Below are 24,433 nucleotides of genomic sequence, written 5' to 3' on the forward strand. Positions count from 1 at the left end.
CGGTACCCGAGTGCTTGCAAGGGCGCGCGGCATCGTGTGTGATCCCGGTCTCGGCCGAGACCACCGTGGCGCGCGCGAACGAGCAAGAACCTGGGCGCCGCCTGTGGGCCGGTCGAAGCCGGTGCATCGGATGAGCGCCGACGTCCGAGAACGAAGGAGGCTGGAATGGCCCTTCCTCAACCCCGTTCCGGGGGCCCGCCCCCCGGGAGTGACCGGCCCCCCTCGGGGGAGGTCGCCGGCTGATGGCCATGAGCCTGACGAAGGCCCCAGACCTGGCACGCAGACGCGTCGGGCGCGCGCTCGACGAGACCGGGCTGCTGTGCGTGACCCTCCTGGAGGGGCTCCGCCGCAGCTGGGACATCCGCCAGTGGTGGGGCGAGTTCATCGAGCAGTGCTGGTTCCTCGCCCGCGTGACGAGCGTCCCGGTGATGCTCATCGCGGTGCCGCTCGGCGCGACCATCTCGCTGCAGGTCGGCGACATCGCCCGGCAGCTCGGCGCGCAGTCGGGCACCGGCGCGCTGCTGACCGCCGCCATGATCCAGCAGGTGGCGCCGCTGGCCGCGGCGCTGCTGGTCTCCGGCGTCGGCGGCTCGGCCATCACCGCCGACATGGGCGCCCGCAACATCCGCGACGAACTCGCGGCCATGGAGGTCATGGGCATCAACCCGATCCACCGCCTGGTCACCCCCAGGCTGTGGGCCGCGAGCATGGTGTCCGGGCTGCTCTGCTCAGTGGTGATCCTGGCGGGCGTCCTGGGCGGCTACTACTTCAACGTCATCCAGCAGGGCGTCAGCCCCGGAGCGTTCTTCGACGGCGCCACCACCCTGCTGCAGTTCTCGGACCTGCTGATCACGCTGTTCAAGGCGTGGGTGTTCGGGTTCATCGCCGCCGCCGTCGCCTGCTACATGGGCATGAACTGCGACTACGGCCCCGTCGGTGTCGGCCGCGCCGTCAACAGGGCGGTCGTCGTCACTTCGATCGTGGTGTTCGCGACGAACTACATCCTCACCATGATCTACCAGGTCCTGTTCCCCCCGAGGTTGTGATGGTCGCCATTTCCCCCGTCCGCAAGCTGGGCCGTGCCGTCAGAGGCCGGACCGCGGGCCTCGCCGCGTCGGCCGATCTGCCGGTCTTCCTCGGCCGGGTCCTCTACCACCTGTTCGTCGACATCATCTTCCGGCGCAAGTACGGCAAGACGCTCGCCAAGCAGGTCAGCGACATCACCGTCGGCGTCGGCGCGCTCGTCATCGGCGGCGGCATGATCTTCGTGATCGCGACGATGTCGCTCGCCACCGGCGCGATGGTCGGCCTCCAGGGCTATCCCGGTCTGGAGCGCATCGGCGCGGAGGCGTTCACCGGGCTGATCGCGAGCTACTCCAACGTCCGCGAGGTCACCCCGATCATCGCGGGCGTCGCGCTGGTCGCGCAGGTCGGCACCGGCTTCACCGCCGAGATCGGCGCGATGCGGATCTCCGAGGAGATCGACGCGCTGGAGGTCATGGGCATCAACTCCCTGGCCTACCTGGTGTGCACCCGGGTCGCCGCCGGCGTCATCGCGCTGGTGCCGCTGTACCTGGTGTCACTGTTCATGGCGTTCTTCGCCACCAGGTTCATCACGATCCAGTATTTCGGTCTTTCGCCCGGCATCTACGACTACTACTTTCACCTCTACCTACCGCCGATCGACGTGTTCTACAGCGTCATCAAGGTCGCTGTGTTCGCCTTCATCATCATGTTCATCCACTGCTACCGCGGCTACTACGCGGCCGGCGGCCCGGTCGGCGTCGGCGTCGCCGCCGGTCGTGCGATCCGGGAGTCGACCATCCTGATGATCCTCATGAACCTGGTCCTGTCGTACATCTTCTGGGGCCACGGCAGCACAGTGAAGTTGACCGGATGAGCGAGGAGACGCTGTCCAGCCGCTCCCGGACGATCTTCGGTCTGGTGGGCGCCGGCGTCATCGCGGCCGCGGCGGCGTTCGTCGCCGTGGGCACGACGCCGTCGCACGAGGGCTCCACCTACTTCAACGCGACGTTCGGGCGAGCGGGCCAGGGCCTCGACCCCGGCAAGTCGGATGTGAAGATCCGCGGCATCGCGGTCGGCACCGTCGACGAACTCACGCTCGACGACTCCGGCCGCGTCAAGGTCCGGTTCCGGGTCGACGAGGGCGTCAAGCTCGCCGACACGACGGCCGCGGCGATCGAGCCGGTCTCGGTGTTCGGCCCGAAGGACCTCGCGCTCAACCTCGGCGCGCACGAGGTGACCGGCCCCTACCTGAAGGACGGCGGGACGATCGCCAAGACGGAGGATCCGGAGGAGCTGTCCGAAACCGCCTGGCCCGCCTACAAGCTCACCAAGGCGATCAACCCGGACGAGGTGGCGACGATCCTGCACACGTTCGGTGCCGGCCTGTCCGGGCAGGGACCGGCGCTGCGCCGGACGATCGACAACGGCGCCACGGTCGTCGACGCGACGTACCGGGACCGGGCGGCGATCAACGCGCTGCTGAACGACATCAACGGCCTGTCCGGAACGCTCGGCCCCCGCGGCGACACGATCGTCCGCATCACCACCGACTTCACCAAGCTGGCGCAGGTCATCAACGAGAAGCCGGACAAGATCGAGCAGCTGCTCACCCAGACGAGCGAACTCGGCGACAAGGTCGGCAACTCCCTGCACGACCACGGCGCCAACCTCGGCAGGATCGTGGACGGCGGCGGTGACGCCCTCGCGGTGGTCAACGACGAGCGCCGCAACCTCCCGGTGCTGATGGACGGCCTGATCGGCTTCTTCGCCCTGCTGTCGCGGATCATCCGCGTCCCCGGCCCCGAGGGCACGGTGATCGCCCAGGCCCGCGCAACGCTGCCGCTGGACCTGTGCCAGATCTTCATCGACGTCTGCTCACCCACGCAGAACAACAACGGGGGGCGGCCATGAGCACGCGGCTGCGCGGCAAGACCGCGCGCGGGCCCGACCACGCGACGCTGCTCAAGTTCGTGGTGTTCGTGGTCCTGACCACGCTCCTCACGTTCTACATCGGCCAGATGATCCTCGGCACGAGCTTCAAGGACCGCTACGCGCTGACGGCCACGTTCGACGACGTCACCGGCCTGCTCGAAGGCGACGACGTGAAGGTCGCCGGAACACCCGTCGGGCGGGTCCAGGGCATCGAGGTCGTCCGGGGCAAGGCCGTCGTCGAGATGGAGGTCGACAAGGGGGTCCGGATCCCGGACGACTCCACCGCCGCGATCCGCTGGCGCAACGTGATGGGCCAGCGGGTGATCTACCTGGAGCCGGGCAGGAGCGGGAAGAAGCTCGGCGACGGCGGCCGCGTCCCGCACACCCGGTCGGTGGTGGACCTCGGCGCCATCGTCAACGCCCTCGGCCCGCTGACCCGCAACCTGGACCCGAACCAGCTCAACAAGATCCTGTTCTCGTTCACCCAGGCGCTTGAGGGCAACGAGCAGAACATCTCGCAGCTGACGAACAACCTGGACGCGCTGCTGCAGACGTTCGCGGTCCGCAAGAAGACCATCGAGGGGATGATCGAGAACTACGAGACGGTGAGCCAGGCGGTCGCGAAGCGGGACCAGCAGATCGCCGCCAGCGTCGACAACCTCCAGTCGCTGACGAAGGTGTTCGCGAACAACCGCACGCTGCTGGAGAACGCGGTCGTGGAGATCTCGGGCGTCACTACCAACCTCAACGCGGTGCTCGGCGGCCAGGACGCGCAGCTCGCCCGCATCATCGGCAACCTCGGCGAGTTCGCCGAGACGTTCCGGCTCAACGTCGACCAGCTGGAGAAGATGGTGCAGCAGCTTCCGCTGACGCTGCGGCAGCTGTTCGCGTCCACGAACGGCGGCCACTACCTGCGCTCGAACGCGCTGTGCCTCAACCTCGTCCAGGGGCCCTGCCCCTTCGAGATGGAGCTGCCGAGGGCGCCAGGGACCGACAAGCCCACCCCGGACGAACTCGCCAAGCTGCGGAAGATGCTGCAGGGGGGTCGCGGCTGATGGCGCTGAAATCCCTGCGGGACGTCAACCACAAGATCGTCGCGATCGTCACCCTTACCGCGCTCGGCGCCGCCTGCGTGTTCGCCTTCGCCGTCGGCCAGCTGCACCTGTTCGACCGCGGCTACTCGATGAGCGGTGAGTTCAGCGACCTGTCCGGCCTGAAGAAGGGCCAGGACGTGCGGGTCGCCGGCGTGAAGGCGGGCCGGATCACCGACGTGCGGCCCGACTTCCGGCGCGGCAAGGTCATCGTCACCTGGCACGTCGACGCCGGAATCGACCTCGGGCCGCAGACCAGGGCCGAGATCCAGACGACGACGCTGCTCGGCGGCCGGTACCTGCGGCTCGCGGGCCCGGTCGCCAAGCCCTACATGGCGGACGTGCCGGAGTCGAAACGGCGGATCCCGCTGTCGCGCACCAGCGTCCCGTTCACCGTCCCGGAAGCCCTGGAGGGCGCGCAGAACATCGTCGGCAAGCTCGACCAGGAGAGCATCGACAAGCTGCTCACCCAGGTCAACAAGATCGAGTCGCCCGGCGCGAAGAAGCTGCACCGCGTCCTGACCAACGTCCAGGAACTGTCGCAGATGCTGAACGACTCCTATCCCCAGATCGAGAAGCTGATCGAGAGCAGCAAGACGATCACCGGGACGCTGGCGAGCAAGGACCAGCAGCTCCGCGAGATCATCGACGCCAGCCAGGTGCTGCTGGACACGCTCGTGAGACGCCGCAACGAGCTGGCCGCGACGATCGGGCAGGGCAACCGGACGGTCCAGACGCTGTCCAACGTGATCTCCCAGAACCAGAAGAAGCTCGACAAGCTGCTGGACAACCTGCACCTGCTCACCACCCGGCTGGCACCGAACATGGACGCGCTGAACACCAACTTCTCGCTGCTCGGGCCGACGTTCGCGCAGGTCGCCAAGCTCAAGGGCAACGGCGCCTGGGTCGAGGGCCTGCTCGTCGGGCTCGGCCCGCTCCAGCCGCCCGGCCCGCACTCCACGCCGCGGCACCCGGGAGGCAACTGATGAGCCGAGCCATCGGACGCACCCCCACACCCTCCGGCGAAAGCAGCACGCCCTCCGGCAAGAGCAGGGGGAGGGGAATCGCCGTCGCGCTCTGCCTCACCCTCACCGCCTCCCTCGGCGGCTGCTCGCTCGCCCCGTCCGGCGGCGAGCGCACCATGGTCGTCTACGTCCCGAAGGCCCGCTCCTTCTACGAGGAGTCCAAGGTCAAGGTGATGGGCGCCGACGTCGGCCTGGTCGACAAGGTCGAGAACCAGGGCGACAAGGTCAAGGTGACGTTCCACCTGGACGGGGACATCCCGCTCCCGAAGGGCGTGCACGCGTCGATCGTCCCGCTGAACCTGATCGGCGAGCGCAACCTCGTCCTGCACCCGGCGTGGAAGCCGGGGCAGCCGAAGGAGACCGCGGACGTGATCCCGATCGAGCGGACCCACGTTCCGGTCGAAGTGGACGACGCGCTCAAGTCCTTCACCAACCTCGCGAACGCGCTCGACCCGACGAAGATGCAGACCGCGCTCGGCACCGCCGCCGGCAACCTCGGCGGCAACGGCAAGCAGTTCAACGCCACCCTCGAACAGAGCGCCCGCCTCGTCGAGAACGTCGCCGGGCAGGACAGGGAGCTGATCCAGGTCGCGCAGAACCTCAGCCGCCTGGCCGGGGTGGTGCGGGGACGCGAGCAGGTCCTCGGCACCCTGATCCGCGACTTCGGTGAGGCGTCCCGGGTGCTCAGCGCCGAACGCGGCGACCTGCAGCAGCTCATCAAGGGCATCCTCGAACTGTCGAAGAACGGCGACAAGCTGCTCCAGAAGTACAAGGGCAAGCTGCCGTACGACCTGGCCGTCCTCACCAGGGCCGCGCTGATGCTCAAGGGCAACGCCAAGCAGGTGGCGCAGCTGGTGAACGCGCTGCCCGCCATCGGTGACGCGCTCATCGGCGGCTACCACGATGACGACAAGTCGCTGCACATCAGGTTCGCCACCGACGCGTTCGTGCGGACGTGGCTGAAGGGCCTGATGGACACCGACGAGGTCGGCTGCCCGCTGCCCCCGCCCAACTCCAACTGTCCCTGGGATAACGGAGGCAACTGATGAGCAGAGTCACCGCGGGAGGGCGGACCTCCGCACCCCCCGCGACAAGCAGGGTGATCCTCATGCTCGTCGCCGCCGTGGCGCTGGCGGTCTCGGGCTGCTCCTACCAGACGGCGGGCGCCCCGAAGGGCGACCTCACCCTGACGGCCACGTTCAGCGACGTGCAGCAGCTCGTCGCGGGGCACAGCGTGAAGATGTCCGACATCACGGTCGGCACCGTCACCAAGGTGGAGCTCGACGGCTACCGGACCAAGGTGACGCTGTCCATCGAGGACGACATCAAGATCCCGGAGGGCACCGGCGCCGAGATCAAGGTGACGTCGCTGCTCGGCGAGAACTACGTGGAACTGCAGATGCCGCCGGGCACGAGCATGAACCGCGGTCCCTTCCTCGCGGACGGCGCGGCGATCGCCCAGACCAGCGTCCAGCCGTCGTTCGAGCAGGTCGTCGGGCAGGCCGGGCCGCTGATCGAGGCGCTGGCCGGCGACGACGTCGCGACGGTCGTCAATGCCGGGGCCACCGCACTGGACGGCAACGGCGAGAAGCTCAACAAGACGATCGCCCAGGCGGGCAGCCTGCTCAAGATGTTCACCCAGCAGCGGCGCGAGCTGGGCGAGTCCATCGACCGGTTCGCCCGGCTCGGTGAGTCCCTCGCCAAGGGCGGCGACGCGCTGGACCAGGCGCCCGTCGAGCTCGAACGCACCACCCGGCTGCTGGACGACAACAAGGAAGAGATCATCAAGGCGGTGGACCGGCTCACCCACCTGGCCCGCGAGCTGAACGACAAGGTCCTGGAGCGGCGCATCGGCCGGTTCCGCGCGCTCCTGAGCGACCTCGACCCCGTCCTGCGGGATCTCGGCAACAACCGCAAGCGGCTCACGGAGCTGGTGAACGGCCTGGAGACCTTCTCGCGGAAGCTGCCCCTGGCGAGCTATGACGGCCAGCTGCTGCTCTACCCGATCCTGCGGTTCGTCTGGCCGGACGGGTCGCCGGTCATCCCGGGGGTCGACTACCCGGCCGGGCCGGCGAGCACGAGCAGCACACCGATCCCGAAGGGGCTCGAGAGCGCCCTGCCCGGCATCGAGAAGATCCTGGAGCGGCCTCGATGAGCACACGAATCACGATCAACCTGGCGGTCTTCGCCGCCCTCGCAGTGGTCATGGTGGTGTGGGCGTTCAACAACGTCGTCCGGTTCGACTTCATCGACCGCCCGTACCAGATCACGGTCGAGTTCGAGTCCTCGCCGGGCCTGCACCCGAACTTCGAGGTCGACTATCTCGGCCTGCGGATCGGCAAGATCGATTCGGTGGACCTGGTGAAGGACAAGGTCGTCGTCCGGCTGGACATCGAACGCGGCGTCAAGATCCCGCAGGGGGTCACCGCCGCCGCGGCCCGCAAGTCCGCGGTCGGTGAGCCGGTGGTCGAGCTGACCCCCGCGCCCGGCAAGGCCGGCGCGCCGCCGATGGAGCCGGGCGCGCGGATCCCGGTGTCGCACACCAGCGTCCCGCCGAAGTACGGCGACCTGTTCGGCGCCGTCATCGACAGCCTGAAGGCCATCGACCCCGACGACGCCCGGGTCGTCACGCACGAGCTGGCCGAGGGCTGGTCGGGGCGCGAGGAGTCCCTCCGCCAGATCATCAACGGCGGCGACCAGCTGACCGCCACGTTCGCCGAGAACACCGAGCTGCTGGACGGCCTGACCAACGACCTCGCCAGGATCACCCACGTCCTGAACCAGAACCGCGGGTCGCTCGGCGCCGGGGTCGACAACCTGGCCGCGCTCACCACGGCGCTCAGCCAGGTCCGCGGCGAGCTCGCCGAGCTGCGCGACGACGGGCCCGGCCTGCTCGCCACCGTCAACGACCTGCTGGACAAGACCGGCCCGAACTTCGAGTGCACCGTCGACGTGCTCGGCAACTGGGGGCTGAGGAGCCACAACCCCACGCTCCTGAGCGACCTGCGCGAGACGCTCAGGAAGGCACCGAAACTCGCGGTCGTCCTGGACAACGTCGTCGGGCTCGACGAGGGCGCACCCGTCCTGAACGTGTTCTTCGAGCTCACGCTGAACACCCCGGCGGCGCTGGAGTACAAGTACCCGCTGCCGCAGCCGCAGACGGGCAAGATCCCGAACTGCCCGGACGGCAGGTCCCCGGCGGTGACGGAACAGGAGCCCTACAAGGCCAAGGGGACGGGCGACACGATCCCGACCCACGACCCCGCGATCGACCAGCGGAAGGTCCAGGCGGAGAAGGCCGCGAACAACGAGGACTCTTCTGACGGGCCGCCGATGTGGCTAGTGTACGTTCCCCCGATCATCGCCCTGTTGGTGCTGATCAGGGTCATGATGGGCTCGGTGCCCGTGCTCTCCCGCCTGACCGGCCGTCTGCGCCGGGACAAGGACTGACCCAACCTCTAGGAGTTCCGAAGTGACAGCCAAGACCGGCAAGGACGAGGCCGACGAGGTCGAGGCGGTCCCGGCCGAGGCGGAGACCGAGGAGACCGAGGCCGCGCCGAAGCCGGCGCGGCCGGCCGCCAAGCGCAAGCGGCGGGTGCGGGTGATCGAGGTCATCGACGACGAGGACCTCGACGAAGTCCTGGAGGCCCTCGACGCCGAGGACGCCGCCGAGGCGGAGGAAGAGGCCGAGGAGGAGCCCCCGGCCCGTCCCGCCAAGACAGTGAAGACGGCGAAGACGGCGGTCAAGCCCGCCGCGAAGCCCCGTCCCAGCCGCCTCGAACCGCCGGAGGAGGCGGACGAGGACGCGGAGGAGGCGCCGAGGAAGGCGCCGGCCCGCGCGAGCGCGGGGACCTCGGGGGACGCCGCGTCCCAGCCGATGATCTTCGGTCTCGGCATGACGCAGGCGATCGTGGCCGTCGTCCTCGTCGCGCTGCTGGCGAGCCTGGCCATCTGGCAGTGGCGGAGCGCGAGCGGACTGTCGGCGGAGAAGGAGGACCGGGAGGCCGTGAGCAAGGTCGCCGCCTCGTACGGCGACGTCGCGCTCAACTACAACGCGCAGAACTACCAGTCGCAGATGGACAAGGCGCAGAAGCTCATGGGCGGCGACCTCCTGGAGAGCTTCAAGAGCACCACGCTCCCCAGCCTCGGTGAGACGTTCAAGAGCAACCCCGGACTGGCGCTGACGTCCAAGACCAACCAGGTGTTCGTGGGAAGCGTCGACAACAAGTTCGCCACGGCCGTCGTCATGGTGGACATCGACGTCAAGACCAAGGACGGCGCCACCTCGGCCCCCGCCACGCTGCTCCGGCTGGCCCTCGCCAAGATCGACGGCGAGTGGAAGGTGACCAAGCAGTACGCGTCCGGCGCCAACGACCAGAACCAGGGGCAGGGCCCGCTTCCGACCCCGACCGGCGGCGCGTCCACGTCGCCGGCCCCGGACAAGAGCGAGAAGCCGGGCGACTGAGGGTTCCCCGGACGGCACGGGCGCCCCGCACGGAAGGTGTGCGGGGCGCCGCGCGTTGTGCTGATGGAGGAGTCCGGGGGACGGAGGCGCGGCATCATGTCGACCGTGACGAGGCAGGACGGACACGGGACGGACACGGTCGTCCCGGACGGGGTGGTCCACGACTTCGGTGTGCTGCTGGGCGCGGCCGCGGTTCTGGAGCGGATCGCGGGGCGCGAACTGGAGCGCCGCTGCGGTATCCGGCACGCCGTGTTCGAGGTGCTGCTGAAGCTGTCGGGCGCCACCGGCGGCCGCCCGCGGACGATGGGCGATCTGGCCGGTGAGCTGATCCTGACCAGCGGCGGGATGACTCGGATCATCGACCGGATGGAGGAGGCCGGCCTCGTCCGCCGTGAGCCGGCGCCCGGTGACCGCCGCCGCCAGCTGGTGGAGCTGACCGCCGCGGGCCGCGCGAAGCTGGACGAGGCCCTGCGGGTCCACGCCGAGACGCTCCGCGAACACTTCGCCGGCCCGCTGACCGGCGACCAGCGCCGCGTTCTCGTCGACGCCCTGAGAACACTCCGGACCACGGCCCGCGAAGAGCTCGGCACCCTCCACTGATCAGCGGGAGTAGTGCTCCACACCAGCTGCTCGTCGCAACTGGGGGTCGCGCAGGTCGAGGTCGACGACGCGGCGGCTCCCGTTCGCGGAGCCTGTCAGTGATCTCCACGGTCTCCGCCGCGTGTACCGGCGCCTGTTCGCCCGCGCCACCCCGTAATGACCCGTAGTACATGCCGCCCCGGCCCCGGACATACGTATCGATTTTGGCGGTGGTCTCCCGGATGGCGGGCGGGGGTCTCGGTGGGCGATGCTCAGGTCTCCGGCCGAGGGACGCCGAGCGTCACCCGACCGGACGGCCCCGATCACCGGCTCGCCCTCGCGGGGTGGGAGAGCCGGTGGCGGGGAACCGTGCCGGGGCGCCGGGGGCCGCCGACGCCCACGGCCGGGCCGGTGGTCCGGCGCCGCGGGGGCGTGCCGGGGGCGTGGTCCGGGCCACTGGTGACAATTGGCCGTTCCGCTGCGGCGGGTCTCGCCGCAGGCTGGAGACATGACCGGACACCATCCGCAGACCCGCGCCGTCCACCCGCCCGTGATCTCACCGGCGGGCAGCCACCCGCTCGGCATGCCGATCTACCAGGGCCACCTGTTCTCCTTCGACGCCGCCGACGACCTCGCCGCCGCGTTCCAGCGCCCGGACGAGGCGTTCTTCTACGCCCGGATGGGCAATCCGACCGTCCGCTCGCTCGAACAGGCCGTCACCGAACTGGAGGGCGGCGCCGGGGCACTCGCCACCGCGTCCGGCATGGGCGCGATCAACGCCGCGCTGATGGGGCTGCTGCGCAGCGGCGACCACGTCATCGCGCAGACCGCCCTCTACGGCGGCACGTACGCGCTGCTCCAGGGCCTCGCCGAACGGTGGGGCGTCGAGGTCACCTACATTCCCGGCGACGACCCCGCCGAGGTGCGCGACGCGATGCGTCCCACCACCCGGCTCCTTTACCTGGAGACGATCGCCAACCCCACCACGCACGTCACGGACCTGCCCGCGTTCACCGCGGCCGTCCGCGGCACGGACGTGCTGACCGTCGTCGACAACACCTTCGCCCCGCTCCTCTGCAAGCCCATCGGCCACGGCGTCGACGTCGTCGTCCACTCGACGACGAAGTACCTCGGCGGGCACGGCGACGTCATCGGAGGCATCGCCGTCTTCGCCGACCCGGACCTGCACCACCGCGTCTGGGCCCACGCCCTGGAACTCGGGTCCGTCGCCGACCCGTTCGCCGCGTGGCTGACCCTGCGGGGGCTCGCCACCATGCCGATGCGCGTGGCCCGCCAGAGCGCGACCGCGCTGGATCTCGCCGGCCGTCTCGCCGCGCACCCGTCCGTCTCCCGCGTCCACTACCCGGGACTCAGCGACCATCCGCAGCACGAGGTGGCGCGGCGGGTCCTGCCGGACGGAGCCGGCGGCGTCCTCGCCTTCGAACTGGCCGGCGGCCGCGACGCGGGCGGCGCCTTCTCCGAGGCCGTCCGGCTCATCGGCCTCGGCCCGTCACTCGGCGCCGTCATGTCGCTGGTCATGCACCCCGCGAGCACGTCCCACCGGCAGATGGACGCGGAGTCCCTCGCCGCAGCGGGGATCGGCGAGGGAACCGTGCGCCTGTCCGTCGGCCTGGAACACCCCGGCGACCTGTGGGCCGACATCGAGCAGGCCCTGGGCAAGGCCGGTCAGAGGTAGAAGCCGGTCGCGGAGGCGGGGGCGTCCTCGTTCTCGGGGCGCTTCTCGCCCTTGCGGAGCGCGACCAGCTCGGCGAGCGTCGCGCCCTCCGCGCCGATCTCGCCGGGCGCCGCGTCCGTGCCGTCCAGCCACGACACCGCCTCGGCCTGGGTGAGCCGGCCCACCTCGATCTGCGCGAGGCACCGGCCGGGGCGGACGACCGCCGGGTGCAGCATGGCGAGGTCCTCGTTGGTGGTGATGGCGACGAGGACGTCCCGGCCCTGCCCGAGCATCCCGTCGGTCAGGTTGAGCAGCCGCGACAGGCCCTGGCCCGTCGACTGCTTGGCCTCACCGCGGATCAGCTCGTCGCAGTCCTCGAGGATGAGCAGCCGCCAGCGGCGGTTCTCGTCCTCGTCGTCCCCGACCGCCACCTCCATCAGGTAGGCGGGCGTGCCGAACAGCGCCTCCGGGTCGAGCACGCAGTCGGACTGGCACCAGCCGTTCCAGGCGCGGGCGAGGGCGCGCAGCGCCGTGGTCTTGCCGGTGCCGGGCGGGCCGTGCAGGAGCAGCAGCCGCCCCGACACCTCCTCGCGGGTGAGGCTCATCACGTCGTCGAGGGCCTCGGCGACCGGCGCGGTGTAGTTGCGCCGGATGTCGTCCCACAGGTCGGCGGTGATCGCGCGCTCGCTGCGCACCGGGCCGTGCGTGCCCATGTGCCAGAAGCCCATCTCGACGCTGGACTCGTCGGCCTTCGGCGGGTCGGTCGCGTCCTTCACCGACTCTTCGAGGACGGACTCGGCCATCTCCTCGGTGACGGCGGACACCGCGACGTACGCGACGCCGCTCTTCCACCGGTTCGCCAGCAGGGTCCAGCCGTCGCCCTCGGCGAGCACCGACTCCTTGCCCTTCTCATGCGCGACCCGCACGAGCCGGGCGCCGTCCGGACGCAGCGGCGCGTCGGCCCGGACGTGCTCCAGCCGCGTCGAACGCGACCACGGCTGCTCCCCGGACGCGAACGGGCGCAGCGACAGCACGTCCATCACGTCGGCCGGCGAGTTGTTGTCGCTCAGGTTGAAGACCACGGGCAGCGTCGACTCGGGCCCCGGGTCGGTGACGTTCTCCCGGGGGCCGACGAGATGCAAGAACTCCTGGGTCCTCTCCTGCGACATGGTCATGCCATTGATGATCAGGGCAGGCGGCGGACCGCGTCCACCGAATAAGCCGGGCGACGGGCATCGGGCGCCCGCGTCAGGAGCCCTCCTGAGCCTCCCGCGCCTCGCGGGCCGCCTTGCGGGCCTCCGCCTCTTCGAGGTCGAGCTTCTCGGCCTCCTCCGGCGTCGGCGCCGTCCCGCCGAGGTAGGCGGGCTGCCACCACGTCTCGTCCGACTGCGGGACGTCGGGGTACTCGCGCTGCGCCCTCTCCAGCAGCTCCGACATCCGGGCGTGCAGGTCGCGGGTGACCTGCTCGTAGTCGTCGCCGCGCTTGGGGTACATCGGCTCGCCGACCAGGATCGTCACCGGTACGCCCCGTTGCAGCAACCGCCGCTTGCGGCCTTTGGTCCACAGCCGCTGCGGGCCCCAGATCGCGACCGGGACCAGCGGTACCTTGCCCGCGACGGCCATCCGCACCGCGCCGCTCTTGATCTCTTTCACGGTGAACGAGCGGCTGATCGTCGCCTCGGCGAACACCCCGACGATCTCTCCGGACTTCAGCGCCTTCAGCGCCGCCGCGTAGGACGAGGCGCCGGCGTTGCGGTCCACCGGGATGTGGTGCATGCCGCGCATCAGCGGCCCGCCGATCCGGTTGTCGAAGATCTCCTTCTTGGCCATGAACCGCACCAGCCGCTTCGCCGGATGCGCGGCCAGGCCGGCGAAGATGAAGTCGAGATAGCTGACGTGGTTGCTGACGAGCACCGCCCCACCGGTGCTGGGGATCTGGTCCGTTCCCTCCAGACGGATCTTGATCTTCAGGGTCTTGAACACCCCGAGAGCCGTCTTGATCACCGGCGGGTACACGATTTCGGCCATGGGAGCACCGTACTTGAGCAGCTCATGATCAGCGAGTGCGGGCGGGGATCGCGATGGATCACACAACGGGCCCGAACTCTGAGAAGGTGGGGTTGTGACGTGATCCGCTGATGGGTGAAAGGGGATGAGCACCATATGGAACCGTTGGACGCGGCGGCGGACGTGCACGCGCTCATCCGCGACGTGCTCCCCGCCCTGGCGCCCAGCGCCTGGTTCGACTCCGGTACCTCCGAGGTGGTGCTGCCCGTGGGCCGGTCCGAGGCGCGGGCCTCCAGCTGGACGGTACTGGAGCGCTGTGCCCGCGAGCCGCGGTCGGCGTGGCCGCAGGTGGTGGACGAGTGGGTGCGCGAGGTCGGCGACCGCGCGTTCCTCGCGGTCGGTGAGATGGAGCTGTTCGGCGACGTCCGGGAGCTGCTGCGGCTGCGCATAGTGCCCAAGCTCGCGCCCAGCGACCGTGAGGGCCTCGTCGTCGTCCCCGCGGGGGACCATTTCGACGCGATGGTGATGATCGAGCATCCCCGCTACGGCGGCCCGCTCACCAAAGCGCGCGCCGGGCTCCTCGGCCTGCACAAACTCGGCTACGTGATGACGAACACCCACGACCGCGAGCTGGCCGACGTCGCCGTCCGCACCCAGCCGCTGCTGCCGGGCCGCAACGTCCGCGTCGTCACCAAGCCGGGCAGCCGCTACGTGTCGGCGCTGCTCAGCGAGGTCGACCAGTTCCTCCCGGGGCCGAACGAGCACGGCGCCCTCGTCGGCGTCCCGTGCCACAGCACGCTGCTGCTGTACCCGATAACGTCCGCGGCGGTCCGCGAGGTCCTCCCCGTGTTCGCCGACGTCGTCCGGGAGATGCACGCCGACGCCGACGACCCGTGCGCCCCCGGCGTCTACTGGAGCCATGGCGAACGCCGCCTGACCCCCCTCCCCGCGTCCCCCGAGGGCTCCGCCGAGTTCTCGACCCTCCTGCACCGCCTCCCCGAGGACTGAACCTCGGCCCGTTCGTGGGTTAAGGCAGCTTCCAGTCCACCGGGGGTGCGCCCTGCTGCTCCAGGAGCTGGTTGGCTCGGGAGAAGGGGCGGGAGCCGAAGAAGCCGCTGTCGGCGGAGTAGGGGCTCGGGTGCGGGGACTCGACGCACGGGACGCCGCCGAGCATCGGCTTGAGGCTGCGGGCGTCGCGGCCCCACAGGACGGCGACGAGGGGGCCGCCGCGGGCGGCGAGGGCGCGGATGGCCTGCTCGGTGACCTCTTCCCAGCCCTTGTTCCGGTGCGAGCCGGGCTTGCCCGGCATGACGGTCAGCGACCTGTTGAGCAGGCAGACGCCCTGCTCCGTCCACGGGGTGAGGTCGCCGCTGGACGGCTCCGGATGGCCGAGGTCGTCGCAGTACTCGCGGAAGATGTTGACCAGGCTGGCGGGCAGCGGGCGGACGTCGGGGGCGACGGAGAAGCTGAGGCCGACGGGGTGACCGGGCTTCGGGTAGGGGTCCTGGCCGACGATGAGGACGCGCACGCCGTCGAAAGGCTGGGTGAACGCCCGCAGGATGTGGTTCCCCGCGGGAAGGTAGCGGCGTCCGGCGGCGACCTCGGCGCGCAGCCAGTCGCCCGCGGCGGCGATCGTGCCGGCGACCGGTTGCAGCGCGGTGGCCCAGCCCGCTTCGACGATCTCCGGGAGTGGTCGTGCCGTCATGGCGCACCACCCTAGTGCGATGATCATGGCATCGTCGGCTTGATCGGGCATGTGAAGTTATCTGACCGCATTAGGCCGGAAGAAAGCAAAATCTTTACAGGCTTTCTTGAAACCGGCAGATGAACCCGGTGAAACGCCCTGTTAAGTGCTGGTTACTTCCTATCGGCCCACGTTGACCTGCACTCCAGAACGGCATAACTCCTTGGAGGTAGGGCAGGCGCACGCAGGACGAGCGGACGGGACGAGAGCATGAGCCAGCTGACCACCGTGGACGCCACCTTCCTCCACGCCGAGACCGCGACCACCCACGCGCACATCGCCGGGCTGGGCATCGTCGACGCGGGGACGTGCCCCGGCGGCCGGCTCACGGTGCCGCTCGTCGCCGAACTGGTCCGCGGCCGCGCGCACCTGGCCGCCCGCCCGCTGCGGCAGCGGCTCGTCCAGGTGCCGCTGGGCCTCGACCACCCCTACTGGGAGGACGACCCGGACTTCGACCCCGAACGGCACATCACCGAGATCGGGCTCCCGTCCCCCGGGACCGACCGGCAGCTCGCCGACATCGTCGGGATGCTCCACGAACAGCCCCTCGACCGCTCCCGCCCGCTCTGGGAGATGGTCCTCATCCAGGGCCTGCACGGCGGCCGGACGGCCGTGTACGTCAAGGTGCACCACGCGGCCGTCGACGGCGTGATGGCGGCCGAGACGCTCGCCGCGCTGCTGGACCTGTCGCCCGAGCCCCGCGACCTGCCCGCCGACGAGTCCGCCCCCGCCCGCGCGCCCGGCACGGCCGGCATGCTCGGCGCCGGGCTGCTGAAGACCGCGCTGCATCCCGTCCGCAGCGCCCTGTCGGTCGCGCGCACGGCCCCGTACCTCGACGAGATCCCCGGCCTCGCGTCCATCCCCGGGGTCGGGCTGATGTCGGCGGCCGTGCAGGGCGCGCTGCGCCGCCCCGGGCTTCCGAGGACGCCGCGCAAGAGCGCCCCGCCGACGCCGTTCAACCGGCCGATCGGCCGCCGCCGCTCCGTCGCCTGCGGTGAGCTTCCCCTGGACGAGATCAAGCAGATCAGGCGGGGACTCGGCGGCAGCGTCAACGACGTCGTCATGGCGCTGTGCGCGACGGCGCTGCGCAAGTGGCTCGACAAGCGCGGCGACCTGCCGGACCGCCCGCTCGTCGCGGCCGTCCCGGTGTCGCTGCGCCGGGGCGGCGCCGCGGCGCAGCCGGGCAACCAGGTCTCGATCATGACGACGACGCTCGCCACGCACGTCCCCGACCCCGCCGACCGGTACACCGCCGTCCGGTGCGACATGGACGTCGCCAAGCGGCGGTTCGTCGGCTCGTCCGGGAGCTGGGTGCGGGAGATGAGCGGCATCCTCCCCACGCCCATCGCCGGCGCCGTCACCCGGTTCGCCCTGCAGGCCGCGCCGGCGATGTCGCTGCGCCCGGTCAACCTGCTCATCTCCAACGTGCCGGGCCCGCAGTTCCCGCTGTACCTGTGCGGCGCGAAGGTGCTCGACTACTACCCGATCTCCGTCATCTCCGACGTCAGCGGCGGCCTGAACATCACCGTCTTCTCCTACGACGGCAAGGTGGACGTCGGCATCGTCGCCTGCCGCGACCTCGTCCCCGACCCGTCGGAGATCGTCGACCACCTGGTGGACGCGCTGGACGAGTTGAAGGGCCTCAGCCGCGAGGCCCTCGACGAGGGCTGAACACACTTCGCCTGGGGGCGGCCCCGAGAACCGTCAGTGTGCACCGAGCGTCCGCCGGTGCCGCCACGCCAGTTCCAGCGCGGCGGCGCCGGCGGGCTGCACGGGCTCCGGAATCGTCCCGCCGAACGGCGCCATCGACACCTCGCCCTCGTCGTTGACCGCGACCAGTCCGCCGAAGAGGTCGCCGAACACGTCGCCGTCGATGACGACGACGGTGAGGAGGTCGAGCGCGAACGTCAGCGGATCGACGCCGAGCCCCAGGAGGTACGCCCGCAGATCCCCCCGCTCGCGGGCCGCGGTCATCGCCCGGTGGAAGGGCCACTCCTCCTGGACGAAACCGTCCCCGTAGTTCTCGTCCATTCCGAGCAGTTCTTCGGCGTACTCGCGGACCATGCACGGCCACAGGCCGGGCGGCTCGTCGCCGAGCGGCTGGAAGACCCCGACCGGCATCACGTGGTGGAGGCCGCCGGCGTGCGCGACCTTCGCCGGGTCCCGCCGGTGCAGGACGTACGACCCGGTGGTCGTGACGGTCACCGTCGTGATCGCCGTCAGGGCCGCCCGGCGGGTCAGGTCGCACGGGTCGCCGACCCGGCCGCGCAGCGGCAGCCCGTCCACCCCGGCCGCCAGTTCGTGCGCGACGGACTCGCCGACGTTCACGCCGTCGAAGTACCGGGCGGGACCGAACCGGAGCACCGGCGGGCGGGCGGCGAGGAGACGGTGGCTCGGGCGGTCCTCGAAGAGCCTGGGCGGCGCGAGCGCCGCCATGGCCTCCGCGTACGTGCGGTGGCCGCCGGGCAGCCCGTCGGACGGGTCGGCGACGGCCGGAGCGGCGGGACGCGCGTCCCACTCCAGCCGGACCGACTCCAGCGGAATCGGCACGGCCGGAATCCACTCCTCGCGGCACAGCAGCGACGTCCCCGCGACGCGCGGCGCGTCCGGATACAGCCCGCCGGCCACCTCCCCGAGCAGACCGCGCGCGGCGTTCAGCGCCGCCCGAACCTCGCGCCACCGCCGCTCATCCCCTCGCACCCCGCCACCGTAAACGTTGACCCGCGGCGCGTCGCCCTTGCGACCGGCTTGGCGGCACGCCGCGGGTGAACGGGGTCCGGGGTCAGGCGGGCAGCTTCTCGGCGATCTCCGCTTCGATGAGTTCGAAGTTGATCATCGCGGCGGCGGTCGCGCCTGCCGCGGCGGCCATGATGACCTGGCCCCTCGGGTTGACGACGTCGCCCGCCGCCCACACGCCGGGAACGCTGGTCCGCCCGGTCGGGTCGGCCTTCACGAAGCCGTCCTCACCGGTCTCGCAGCCGAGATCGGCCAGCGGACCGGCCTTCGCGACGAACGTCGGGGCGACGAACACGGCGTCGCAGCCGAGGACCGAGCCGTCGTGCAACTCGATGCCGGTGACGCGGTCGTTCTCGATGACGACGCGCCGGGCATCGCCTTCCACGACGCGGATGCCGCGCACGTCCAGGCGGGCGGAGTCCTCCCCGTCCGGGGCCTTCCGCGTAAGGAAGGTCACGTCCGGCGACCACTGGCTCAGCAGCGTCACCTGGTGCACGGACTGCGGGGACGAGGCCAGCACGACGAGCCTCTTGTCGCGGACCTCCCATCCATGGCAGTACGGGCACATCTGTACCTCGCGGCCCCACCTCTCCTGAAGGCCGGGGACATCGGGCAGGACGTCGGTCACGCCGGTGGTGACCAGGAGTTGCCGGCCCTTGAGCCGGGTGCCGTCGGCCAGGGTGACGGCGAAGCCCTCGGCGGCGTGCTCGACCCGTCCGTCGATGATCTCGCCGCCGTAGCCGCGCACCTCGGTGCGGCCGGTCTCCCGCAGGAGCGCCGGCGGCATCCCGTCGCGGGTGAGGAACCCGTGCATGTGCTCGGCGGTCGCGTTCCGCGGCTCGCCCGCGTCGACCACGGTGACGCTGCGGCGTGCGCGCGACAACACGAGGGCGGCGCTCAGCCCGGCCGGGCCGCCGCCGATGACCAGTACGTCTCGTTCAGCTGTTTCCGTCATGCCGGGAGGATGCGCGACGGCCCGCCGACTTGACAAATGTCTTTGCCGATCCTGCAATGAGCGCATGGAGACCACGGAAGACGTCCTGGCCGAGGTGGGGCCGAGGCTCAGGAGGCTGCGGCAGGAGAGGAACGTCACGCTGGCCGCGCTCGCCGAGGCGACCGGCATCTCGGTGAGCACGCTGTCGCGGCTGGAGTCGGGCAAGCGGCGGCCGAGCCTTGAGCTGCTGCTCCCGCTCGCGCAGGCCCACCACGTTCCGCTGGACGAGCTGGTCGGCGCCCCGGAGGTCGGCGACCCGCGGATCAGGCCGCGCCCCCGCACGATGCACGACATGACCGTCCTGCCGCTGTCCAGGCGACCCGGTGGCCTGCAGGCGTTCAAAATGATCATCCCGGAGCGGACGCCGCCGCCCGAGCCGAAGACCCACGAGGGCTACGAGTGGCTGTACATCCTGAACGGGCGGCTCCGCCTTCACCTGGCGGGCCGCGAGCTGATCCTGGAGCCGGGGGAGGCCGCCGAGTTCGACACCCGGCTGCCGCACTGGTTCGGCGGCGAGGGCGGGCCGGTCGAGGTGCTCAGCCTGTTCGGGCCGCAGGGGGAGCGGATGCACCTGCGGGCCAGACCCCGGCAGAAGTGACATAAATTGGCTATCCGTGCAGACCGCCCAACCTCCCCTGGATCCCCCGGGTAAACAGAAGGCCGCCCCGATCGCGTGGGCGCTGTGGGGCATCGGCGTCCTCGCCTACGCCGTGGCGGTACTGCACCGGACGTCCTTCGGCGTCGTCGGCCTGGACGCCGTCCACCGCTTCGACGCCTCCGCCGGCATCCTCGCGTCCTTCACCGTCCTGCAGCTCCTCGTCTACGCGAGCATGCAGATCCCCGTCGGGCTCATGCTCGACCGCATCGGCCCGCGCCGGATGGTCGCGGGCGGCGCGCTGCTCATGGCCGCCGGGCAGGCGCTCATGGCCGTCTCCACCGACATCGGCACCGCCGTCGCCGCCCGCGTCATGGTCGGCGCGGGCGACGCCATGACGTTCATCAGCGTCCTCGGCATCGTCGTGACCTGGTTCCCCGGCCGGTACGTCCCGGTCGTCACGCAGTTCACCGGCCAGCTCGGCCAGCTCGGCCAGATTCTCAGCGCGATCCCGCTGGTCGCGCTCCTGCACGGGCCCGGCTGGGGCACCGCGTTCGGATCCGCAGCCGCCCTCGGCGTCCTCATCGCCGTGCTCGCCTTCGCCACCCTCCGGAACGGCCCGGCCCGCGCCGACGTGCCGACCCTGCGCGAGACCGGCGCCAACCTGGCGGGGGCCTGGCGGCACCCCGGCACGCGACTCGGCCTCTGGTCGCACTTCGTCACCCAGTTCTCGTCCAACACGTTCGCGCTGATGTGGGGCTACCCGTACCTGGTGTCGGGGCAGGGGATGAGCCACGCCGCCGCATCCACGCTGCTGACGTTGTTCGTGCTGGTCAACGTCGTGTCCGGGCCGTTCATCGGACGGCTCGTCGCCCGCTACCCGCTGCGCCGGTCATGGCTCGTCCTCGGGATCGTCGGGCTCAACATCGCGGCCTGGGCGGCCGTCCTCGCCTGGCCGCCGCCCGCGCCGACGTGGCTGCTGGTGCTGCTCATCCTGTGCGTCGCGCCCGGTGGGCCCGGCTCGATGATCGGCTTCGACTACGCCCGGACGTTCAACCCGCCCGGACGGCAGGGCACCGCCACCGGCATCGTCAACGTCGGCGGCTTCTTCGCCTCCCTGGTCACGATCCTGCTGATCGGCATCGTCCTGGACGCCCTGTCGCCGGACGGGGAGTTCACGCCCGAGGCGTTCCGGGCCGCGTGGACCGTCCAGATCGGGATCTGGGCGATCGGCATCGCGGGCGTCCTGCGGACCCGCACCCTGGCCCGCCGCCACCTCGGCCTGACCGGCCGCCGGTGATCAGGCGCGCAGCTCCAGCGTGCAGCACTTGGGCCCGCCGCCCGCCTTGCGCAGCTCCGACAGGTCCACCGGGACGGGCTCGTACCCGCGGCCCCGCAGCGTCCCGATCAGCTCCGCCGCCTCCGCGTTGATGACGACGTTGCGCCCGTCGCACACGGCGTTGAGGCCGAGCACCGCCGCGTCGCCCTCACCCGCGAGGATCGCGTCCGGGAACAGCCGCTCCAGCACCGCGCGGCTGCCGGGCGAGAACGCCCCCGGGAAGTAGGCCACGTTCCCGTCCCCGAGCGGGAACAGCGCCGTGTCCAGGTGGTAGAACCGCGGATCGACGAGCCGGAGCGTCACCACGGGCCGCCCGAGGAACTCCTGCGCCTCCTGATGGGCCGCCATGTCCGTCCGGAACCCCGTCCCGGCCAGGATCACGTGATCCAGCGTGAGGAAGTCGCCCTCGCCCTCATTCGTGTGCCGCGCCTCCAGGACGTCGGCGAACCCGTTCTCCTTCAGCCACCCGGCGTAGGCGGGCCCCTCGGCGTGCCGCTCCGGATGCGTGAACCGCGCCCCGTACACCCGTCCGCCGACCACCAGCGCGCCGTTCGCCGCGAACACCATGTCGGGCAGCCCCTCGATCGGCTCGATGAGGCTCACCTCGTGCCCGAGCGCCAGATACGCCGCCCGCAGCGCCTCCCACTGCTCCACGGCCTTCCCGGCGTCGGCGCCGCGCGCCGGGTCCATCCACGGGTTGATCGCGTACGTGACGGCGAAGTGCTCCGGACGGCACATCAGAAAGTGCCGCCGCAGCGCGGTGCGGGCAGTGCTCGGCTCCATTGCCGGCATGACGCTCATGCGTGTCTCCAGGGGAACGTCCGAAGGGATCGACTCAATCGGAAGCCTAGGAACAAAGCGCCTACGATCCAATGCGCCAATCTTGCTCTGAGCTGGCACTTCGTTGCGTGTTTCCCCTGAAAGAGCGCTATTCATTGCGCGGCTCCGCCCGCACGCCGCCCGGCGTCCGCCAAGGCCCTGCCGACCCAAGGCCCGAGCAGCACCCGCACTCCCTCCGCCCCCCTCACAGGATCGGCGCACGGCCCCAGAAGCACCCCCGCCGACGACCGGAACCACGCCGCCCGGCCACCTCCGGCGTCCGGGACGAGGACCACGGCGACGCTCTCGCCGACCACCGGCACCCGAGCGTCCACGACCCGCAACAGCGGCTGGCCGTCCGTGATGCGCAGCGTGCACGTCCAGCCGTCGTCCGCAAGGACGCTCGCCAACCGCCTCAACCGCGCTTCCGCAGGCCCCGTCACCGAGACGTACTCCTGGACAGGACGCGCTTGAGAACCGGCGCCTCGGACTGTGGTTCGAGCACCTCCAAGACCTGCGTCCACCACACCGTCTTGCCGCCGCCGGCCCCGGGATGCCAGCCCCAGCGGTCCGCGCATCCGGCGACCACGGCCATGCCCCGGTGCCCCTCATCGGTGTCGGACGCCGCCACGAGCCGAGGGAACCCCGGCTCCGGGTCGGTCACGTCCACCCGGAGCCGCCCGTCCATCAACCGGACCCGAACCCACACCACGCCACCGGCCCGCAGCTCGGCCCGCACATGCCGCACGGCGTTGGTGACGACCTCGGACGTCAGCAGCACCGCGACATCGATGTCGGCCTCCGTGACACCCCACCCGGCCAGCGCCTCCCGCACAGCCCGCCGAGCGTCCCCCGGCGCCCGCTCGTCCAACCTCCACACATACGTCCGCGCGCCCTGACGCGCGCGCGTGATGCCGCCCCGCCTCAGCGTGGTGTTCCGGTGTTCGTCCATGGTCGCCCTCTCGTCTTCTCGGACGCGGGACGTGCAGTCCCGCTTTACTCAGTGAAACCGTGCGCACACGGACCGAGAAAGGCGACAATGGAGGCGTTGGAGGGACACAAGTCCGCCCCGCCTCCCCGGTCGAAGGGTGCCCATCCCATGACTGATCAGCCACGTCCCCATTGGGCTGCACGTCTTGAAGCCGAACGCCGTGCCCGCGGATGGGGTCCGTTCAAGGCGGCCCGCCGTCTCTACGCGGCCGCCGGCATCGACCATCCCGACCTGAGCCAGGTCAAGAACCTCTCCCGGCAGATCAACCGCCACGAGAAAGGAGAGGTCTTCCCGGCGGACTGGGGTTCGGCCTACGCCACCGCGTTCGGAATGGAGGAAAAGGACCTCTTCGGGCAGGGATCGACCGATCACCCGATGGGTACCGTAGACCCAAGCCCTATTCCCGACGATGGGGACGACGACGTGAAACGCCGCGCCGCACTCCAACTGCTCGCAGCCCTCGGCGCCGGAACGGCCGTCCCGCCGGGAACCCTGGAACAGATCCTCTCCAGCATCGACCGCGCGACCGGCCAGACCGCCGATCTGGCCGAATGGGAGCGTGCCGTCCATGAGTACGGCCAAAAGATCATGGTCCGGCCGACCGGGGCGCTAATCGGCGATTTGACGGCCGACATCATCGCCGTGGGACAACTGCTCGAACAAGTTCGTGCCCCGCAGGAGCAGGCCGGACTACTCCGCGTCAGCGCGGGACTGTCAGGCCTCTTGGCGATCGAGTTGGGCGATGCCGGTGAAGAACGTTCCGCCCGGATAACGTGGGTCGCCGCCCGCCGCGCCGCCGACGCGTCTGGCGATCGTGACCTGCAAGTATGGACGCGCGGCAGAGCGGCGCAGGACGCGTTCTGGGCGCGACGGCCATGTCAGGTTGTCGACGCTCTGACCGATGAAGCCATTGCCATCGCTGGTGGCGTGCCGTCTGCCGGGTTGGCCCGCGCGCACGTTGCACGCGCATATGTCGCGGCGGACCGGGGTGACAAAGGCCAGGCCCGCGCCTCGCTGGACAACGTCAAGGGCACGCTCGACTACCTGCCGCACCGGACCGAGCAGACAGTCCTGGAATTCCGTGAGAGTCAGATGCGGTGGGCTGAGTCTTATGTGTTCAGCCAGCTGGGTGACAACCAGGTGGACGAGACGCTCGCGCAAGCTACGGCTCTCTACCCGCGAACCGCCCAGGGGCCGATTATGAACCTGAACGTGATGAGAGCGATGGCACTCGTGAAGGCCAGGGAGATCAACGCTGGCCTTCAAAGTGCTGTGGCCACCCTGCATAACCGACCGGAAGCCGTGACCGCCGGTACCAGGCACCTCGCGGGCCAGATGCTCTCCGCGCTCCCCGACCAGGCGCGGGTCCTGCCGACGGCGCGGGAGCTGCGGGCCCTCACGTCCGCCACCTGAGT

The 24,433-nt window shown here is 70.6% G+C and carries 24 protein-coding genes; 16 read left to right on the forward strand and 8 right to left on the reverse strand.

Annotation, left to right across the window (positions count from 1 at the left end; all coding sequences use genetic code 11):
* Window positions 1-242: 242 nt before the first annotated feature.
* The 11 genes from ACGFK0_RS24820 to ACGFK0_RS24870 all read left to right on the forward strand — a co-directional run bounded on the left by ACGFK0_RS24820 (window position 243) and on the right by ACGFK0_RS24870 (window position 11,814).
* Complete coding sequence (locus ACGFK0_RS24820; protein WP_392908644.1) at window positions 243-1,046, forward strand: MlaE family ABC transporter permease; 804 nt, start codon at window positions 243-245, stop codon at window positions 1,044-1,046.
* On the forward strand, window positions 1,046-1,900 hold the full coding sequence (locus ACGFK0_RS24825; protein ID WP_392908646.1) for an MlaE family ABC transporter permease: 855 nt from the start codon (window positions 1,046-1,048) through the stop codon (window positions 1,898-1,900). Before ACGFK0_RS24820 ends, ACGFK0_RS24825 begins: the two co-directional genes overlap by 1 nt.
* A complete protein-coding gene (locus ACGFK0_RS24830) occupies window positions 1,897-2,937 on the forward strand; it encodes an MlaD family protein (RefSeq protein WP_392908648.1) in 1,041 nt (346 codons plus the stop codon). The genes ACGFK0_RS24825 and ACGFK0_RS24830 overlap by 4 nt, the downstream gene beginning before the upstream one ends.
* Entirely contained in the window at window positions 2,934-4,013 is a 1,080-nt protein-coding gene (locus tag ACGFK0_RS24835) for an MCE family protein (protein WP_392908650.1), read from the forward strand. Before ACGFK0_RS24830 ends, ACGFK0_RS24835 begins: the two co-directional genes overlap by 4 nt.
* Window positions 4,013-5,035 (forward strand): MCE family protein, encoded by a 1,023-nt coding sequence (locus ACGFK0_RS24840; RefSeq protein ID WP_392908652.1) that lies wholly within the window; start codon window positions 4,013-4,015, stop codon window positions 5,033-5,035. The genes ACGFK0_RS24835 and ACGFK0_RS24840 overlap by 1 nt, the downstream gene beginning before the upstream one ends.
* Window positions 5,035-6,120: an MCE family protein gene (locus tag ACGFK0_RS24845; protein WP_392908654.1), complete on the forward strand. Its 1,086-nt coding sequence runs from the start codon at window positions 5,035-5,037 to the stop codon at window positions 6,118-6,120. The genes ACGFK0_RS24840 and ACGFK0_RS24845 overlap by 1 nt, the downstream gene beginning before the upstream one ends.
* Complete coding sequence (locus ACGFK0_RS24850; protein ID WP_392908656.1) at window positions 6,120-7,229, forward strand: MCE family protein; 1,110 nt, start codon at window positions 6,120-6,122, stop codon at window positions 7,227-7,229. Before ACGFK0_RS24845 ends, ACGFK0_RS24850 begins: the two co-directional genes overlap by 1 nt.
* A complete protein-coding gene (locus tag ACGFK0_RS24855; RefSeq protein ID WP_392908658.1) occupies window positions 7,226-8,524 on the forward strand; it encodes an MCE family protein in 1,299 nt (432 codons plus the stop codon). Before ACGFK0_RS24850 ends, ACGFK0_RS24855 begins: the two co-directional genes overlap by 4 nt.
* A gap of 22 nt (window positions 8,525-8,546) precedes the next feature.
* The gene (locus ACGFK0_RS24860; protein ID WP_392908660.1) at window positions 8,547-9,539 is read left to right on the forward strand and encodes a hypothetical protein; all 993 of its coding nucleotides are present in this window, start codon (window positions 8,547-8,549) and stop codon (window positions 9,537-9,539) included.
* Window positions 9,540-9,644: 105 nt separating this feature from the next.
* Window positions 9,645-10,139, forward strand: coding sequence for a MarR family winged helix-turn-helix transcriptional regulator (locus ACGFK0_RS24865; RefSeq protein ID WP_392908662.1), 495 nt, complete (start codon window positions 9,645-9,647; stop codon window positions 10,137-10,139).
* 487 nt (window positions 10,140-10,626) lie between these two features.
* Window positions 10,627-11,814, forward strand: coding sequence for a trans-sulfuration enzyme family protein (locus tag ACGFK0_RS24870; RefSeq protein WP_392908664.1), 1,188 nt, complete (start codon window positions 10,627-10,629; stop codon window positions 11,812-11,814).
* Here the strand turns inward: ACGFK0_RS24870 and ACGFK0_RS24875 are convergent.
* On the reverse strand, window positions 11,805-12,968 hold the full coding sequence (locus ACGFK0_RS24875; RefSeq protein WP_392908666.1) for a DUF5925 domain-containing protein: 1,164 nt from the start codon (window positions 12,966-12,968) through the stop codon (window positions 11,805-11,807). The genes ACGFK0_RS24870 and ACGFK0_RS24875 overlap by 10 nt on opposite strands.
* Window positions 12,969-13,041: 73 nt before the next feature.
* Entirely contained in the window at window positions 13,042-13,821 is a 780-nt protein-coding gene (locus ACGFK0_RS24880) for a lysophospholipid acyltransferase family protein (protein ID WP_392908668.1), read from the reverse strand.
* A gap of 135 nt (window positions 13,822-13,956) precedes the next feature.
* Between ACGFK0_RS24880 and ACGFK0_RS24885 the strand changes: the two genes are divergently transcribed.
* On the forward strand, window positions 13,957-14,808 hold the full coding sequence (locus ACGFK0_RS24885) for a hypothetical protein (protein WP_392908670.1): 852 nt from the start codon (window positions 13,957-13,959) through the stop codon (window positions 14,806-14,808).
* 19 nt (window positions 14,809-14,827) lie between these two features.
* Here the strand turns inward: ACGFK0_RS24885 and ACGFK0_RS24890 are convergent, their stop codons facing one another.
* On the reverse strand, window positions 14,828-15,505 hold the full coding sequence (locus ACGFK0_RS24890; protein WP_392908672.1) for a uracil-DNA glycosylase: 678 nt from the start codon (window positions 15,503-15,505) through the stop codon (window positions 14,828-14,830).
* A gap of 249 nt (window positions 15,506-15,754) precedes the next feature.
* Here ACGFK0_RS24890 and ACGFK0_RS24895 point away from each other — a divergent pair, with 249 nt between their 5' ends.
* Window positions 15,755-17,215 carry a wax ester/triacylglycerol synthase family O-acyltransferase gene (locus ACGFK0_RS24895; RefSeq protein ID WP_392908674.1) on the forward strand — a complete coding sequence of 487 codons (1,461 nt, stop codon included), beginning with the start codon at window positions 15,755-15,757 and terminating at the stop codon, window positions 17,213-17,215.
* Between the two features lie 33 nt (window positions 17,216-17,248).
* On the opposite strand, the gene ACGFK0_RS24900 is transcribed toward ACGFK0_RS24895, so the two are convergent.
* Both ACGFK0_RS24900 and ACGFK0_RS24905 read right to left on the reverse strand, forming a co-directional pair.
* Window positions 17,249-18,244, reverse strand: a complete 996-nt coding sequence (locus ACGFK0_RS24900) for a hypothetical protein (protein WP_392908676.1) — start codon at window positions 18,242-18,244, stop codon at window positions 17,249-17,251.
* Between the two features lie 82 nt (window positions 18,245-18,326).
* Window positions 18,327-19,235, reverse strand: a complete 909-nt coding sequence (locus ACGFK0_RS24905) for an NAD(P)/FAD-dependent oxidoreductase (protein ID WP_392908678.1) — start codon at window positions 19,233-19,235, stop codon at window positions 18,327-18,329.
* 64 nt (window positions 19,236-19,299) lie between these two features.
* On the opposite strand from ACGFK0_RS24905, the gene ACGFK0_RS24910 reads away from it, so the two are divergent.
* Entirely contained in the window at window positions 19,300-19,872 is a 573-nt protein-coding gene (locus tag ACGFK0_RS24910) for a helix-turn-helix domain-containing protein (protein ID WP_392908681.1), read from the forward strand.
* 16 nt (window positions 19,873-19,888) lie between these two features.
* A complete protein-coding gene (locus ACGFK0_RS24915; protein ID WP_392908684.1) occupies window positions 19,889-21,169 on the forward strand; it encodes a nitrate/nitrite transporter in 1,281 nt (426 codons plus the stop codon).
* Here the strand turns inward: ACGFK0_RS24915 and ddaH are convergent, their stop codons facing one another.
* From ddaH to ACGFK0_RS24930, 3 genes are all read right to left on the reverse strand, one after another.
* On the reverse strand, window positions 21,170-22,000 hold the full coding sequence (ddaH, locus tag ACGFK0_RS24920) for a dimethylargininase (RefSeq protein ID WP_392908840.1): 831 nt from the start codon (window positions 21,998-22,000) through the stop codon (window positions 21,170-21,172).
* 140 nt (window positions 22,001-22,140) lie between these two features.
* A complete protein-coding gene (locus ACGFK0_RS24925; protein ID WP_392908687.1) occupies window positions 22,141-22,437 on the reverse strand; it encodes a hypothetical protein in 297 nt (98 codons plus the stop codon).
* A 29-nt stretch (window positions 22,438-22,466) separates the two neighbouring features.
* Window positions 22,467-22,979, reverse strand: coding sequence for an ATP-binding protein (locus tag ACGFK0_RS24930; protein ID WP_392908689.1), 513 nt, complete (start codon window positions 22,977-22,979; stop codon window positions 22,467-22,469).
* Window positions 22,980-23,126: 147 nt separating this feature from the next.
* On the opposite strand from ACGFK0_RS24930, the gene ACGFK0_RS24935 reads away from it, so the two are divergent.
* Window positions 23,127-24,431, forward strand: coding sequence for an XRE family transcriptional regulator (locus tag ACGFK0_RS24935; protein ID WP_392908692.1), 1,305 nt, complete (start codon window positions 23,127-23,129; stop codon window positions 24,429-24,431).
* Window positions 24,432-24,433 lie beyond the last annotated feature (2 nt).

This window comes from Spirillospora sp. NPDC048823, from assembly GCF_043198445.1.
Taxonomy (GTDB): domain Bacteria; phylum Actinomycetota; class Actinomycetes; order Streptosporangiales; family Streptosporangiaceae; genus Spirillospora.

Bases quoted from the DNA above. Each gene is read 5' to 3' on its own strand.
- ACGFK0_RS24845 (WP_392908654.1), top strand. From the start codon at position 5,035: ATGAGCCGAGCCATCGGACGCACCCCCACACCCTCCGGCGAAAGCAGC.
- ACGFK0_RS24910 (WP_392908681.1), top strand. From the start codon at position 19,300: ATGGAGACCACGGAAGACGTCCTGGCCGAGGTGGGGCCGAGGCTCAGG.
- ACGFK0_RS24880 (WP_392908668.1), bottom strand. From the start codon at position 13,821: ATGGCCGAAATCGTGTACCCGCCGGTGATCAAGACGGCTCTCGGGGTG.
- ACGFK0_RS24905 (WP_392908678.1), bottom strand. From the start codon at position 19,235: ATGACGGAAACAGCTGAACGAGACGTACTGGTCATCGGCGGCGGCCCG.
- ACGFK0_RS24875 (WP_392908666.1), bottom strand. From the start codon at position 12,968: ATGACCATGTCGCAGGAGAGGACCCAGGAGTTCTTGCATCTCGTCGGC.
- ACGFK0_RS24825 (WP_392908646.1), top strand. From the start codon at position 1,046: ATGGTCGCCATTTCCCCCGTCCGCAAGCTGGGCCGTGCCGTCAGAGGC.
- ACGFK0_RS24830 (WP_392908648.1), top strand. From the start codon at position 1,897: ATGAGCGAGGAGACGCTGTCCAGCCGCTCCCGGACGATCTTCGGTCTG.
- ACGFK0_RS24935 (WP_392908692.1), top strand. From the start codon at position 23,127: ATGACTGATCAGCCACGTCCCCATTGGGCTGCACGTCTTGAAGCCGAA.
- ACGFK0_RS24820 (WP_392908644.1), top strand. From the start codon at position 243: ATGGCCATGAGCCTGACGAAGGCCCCAGACCTGGCACGCAGACGCGTC.
- ACGFK0_RS24895 (WP_392908674.1), top strand. From the start codon at position 15,755: ATGAGCCAGCTGACCACCGTGGACGCCACCTTCCTCCACGCCGAGACC.
- ACGFK0_RS24850 (WP_392908656.1), top strand. From the start codon at position 6,120: ATGAGCAGAGTCACCGCGGGAGGGCGGACCTCCGCACCCCCCGCGACA.
- ACGFK0_RS24890 (WP_392908672.1), bottom strand. From the start codon at position 15,505: ATGACGGCACGACCACTCCCGGAGATCGTCGAAGCGGGCTGGGCCACC.
- ACGFK0_RS24885 (WP_392908670.1), top strand. From the start codon at position 13,957: ATGGAACCGTTGGACGCGGCGGCGGACGTGCACGCGCTCATCCGCGAC.
- ddaH (WP_392908840.1), bottom strand. From the start codon at position 22,000: ATGCCGGCAATGGAGCCGAGCACTGCCCGCACCGCGCTGCGGCGGCAC.
- ACGFK0_RS24840 (WP_392908652.1), top strand. From the start codon at position 4,013: ATGGCGCTGAAATCCCTGCGGGACGTCAACCACAAGATCGTCGCGATC.
- ACGFK0_RS24855 (WP_392908658.1), top strand. From the start codon at position 7,226: ATGAGCACACGAATCACGATCAACCTGGCGGTCTTCGCCGCCCTCGCA.
- ACGFK0_RS24870 (WP_392908664.1), top strand. From the start codon at position 10,627: ATGACCGGACACCATCCGCAGACCCGCGCCGTCCACCCGCCCGTGATC.
- ACGFK0_RS24930 (WP_392908689.1), bottom strand. From the start codon at position 22,979: ATGGACGAACACCGGAACACCACGCTGAGGCGGGGCGGCATCACGCGC.
- ACGFK0_RS24835 (WP_392908650.1), top strand. From the start codon at position 2,934: ATGAGCACGCGGCTGCGCGGCAAGACCGCGCGCGGGCCCGACCACGCG.